Raw genomic sequence first — 1561 nt, 5'->3', positions numbered from 1 at the left:
TATCCAGAAGGTATTTAAAATATTGCTTCATATCTGAAACTTTGAAATATACTCATAAACATTTCCATTTTTAATAACCATATAACTCAGGGCTACAACTTTATGGTATGCGTGAGGTAAAAATTCACCGTTTTCAAACTTTTCTTTTTCCTTATCATCAGCTATTTCAAAAATCATACTTTCATCAGGAATGGTTTCTATATCAAATACTAAAAAATTATTGTATCTTGAACTGTGATTGTTCCTCTCCCTTAGTATATCGTTAAATCCCCACATATAGCCCTCGTGTTATTTTTATGTAATCAAATTTAACTTAACCCAATATTAAATAAATTTGCAAGTATTGACAATTAAAATAAAAGTACTTAATTTTAAAAAGAAAAATAAGAGGGAGATTAATGGAAATTACATCACCAGAAAACTTAGTTCCATTGGTAAAAAAGTTTAAATTAGAAAATGGAATTACATTGTATAAACTATCAAAAGGATTTGAGATTTTAGACGTCATTGAGCCTGAATTGGCTAAAGATGTTTTGTATTTCATATTGAAAAAAAAGGAAGACGATTTTACTACATACAGGCTTTTGAGATATAAAAAAAATATTCATGATGTATCTATAGATGCTGAATTTAAAGCTACAACAACTGACAGTGCTGTGCTAAATACTTTAGGAGCTTTATCTAAACATCTATTTTAACGAAAAGTTTTTATATTTTTTTTCTTGCATAAATTTTCAACAGGGCATTTACTGCAGTAAGGTGAAACAGGTTTACAAATAGTTTGACCAAAACCTACTAATAACTTATTTATTTTATTCCAGTATTTTTCAGGAAGCTTTTCCATTAAAGCAAACTCCGTTTTTTCAGGTGTTTTTGTTTTAACAAATCCAAGTCTGTTTGATATTCTATGAACGTGTATATCTACGCAAATGGCAGGTTTATTAAATCCTTCACTTAATACAAGGTTAGCTGTTTTTCTTCCAACACCTTTAAATTTTAAAAGCTTTTCCAAGGTATCTGGTACTTTTCCATTATATTTTTCTAAAATAATTTTAGATATATCCTTTATTGTTTTAGCTTTATTTTTATAAAAACCTGCTGGGTAAATAAGTTCTGCAATCTTTTCTTCAGAAAGTTTAGAAATTTCTTCAGGCGTTTTTGCCACAGAAAAAAGTCTTTTTGAAGCTTTAGCTGTTACTTCATCTTTAGTTCTAAGGCTTATAATTGTAGAAATTAAAACTTTAAATGGGTCTTTTATTTGCTGTGCCATTAATGAAACTACAGGGGCTTTCCATTTTGGAAATTCTTTTTCTAATATTTCTAAAACCTTTATAAATTCTTGTGTCTGCATATAACCCTAATTTCCAATTTAAACCTTAAGTATAATTTTAAACTGTAGAGCTAAAATAAAAAAGTGAATTTTAGCTAAAAACCCTTCCAAAGAAACAGCTTTAATACTTTCAATTCCCATATACTTCAATCTGCTGAAGTAGTCTCTATCTTCTTCCTAATGGTCTTAAAAAGTTTGTTTTTCTTTGTTATGATGAATCTTTCCTTTTTT

At 27.9% G+C, this 1561-nt stretch carries 3 protein-coding genes; 1 reads left to right on the top strand and 2 read right to left on the bottom strand.

Features of this window, described 5'->3' with window-relative positions:
* Positions 1-27 precede the first annotated feature (27 nt).
* Complete coding sequence (locus HG1285_RS02045; protein ID WP_008289228.1) at positions 28-276, bottom strand: hypothetical protein; 249 nt, start codon at positions 274-276, stop codon at positions 28-30.
* A gap of 122 nt (positions 277-398) precedes the next feature.
* On the opposite strand from HG1285_RS02045, the gene HG1285_RS02050 reads away from it, so the two are divergent.
* Positions 399-698: a hypothetical protein gene (locus HG1285_RS02050; RefSeq protein ID WP_008289227.1), complete on the top strand. Its 300-nt coding sequence runs from the start codon at positions 399-401 to the stop codon at positions 696-698.
* On the opposite strand, the gene nth is transcribed toward HG1285_RS02050, so the two are convergent.
* Positions 695-1351: an endonuclease III gene (nth, locus tag HG1285_RS02055; protein ID WP_008289226.1), complete on the bottom strand. Its 657-nt coding sequence runs from the start codon at positions 1349-1351 to the stop codon at positions 695-697. The two genes, HG1285_RS02050 and nth, sit on opposite strands and share 4 nt — an antisense overlap.
* Between the last annotated feature and the right edge of the window lie 210 nt (positions 1352-1561).

The organism is Hydrogenivirga sp. 128-5-R1-1 (assembly GCF_000171895.1).
Note: the sequence above shows the minus strand (reverse complement) of the source record. Positions and strands in the feature narration are given on the sequence as shown.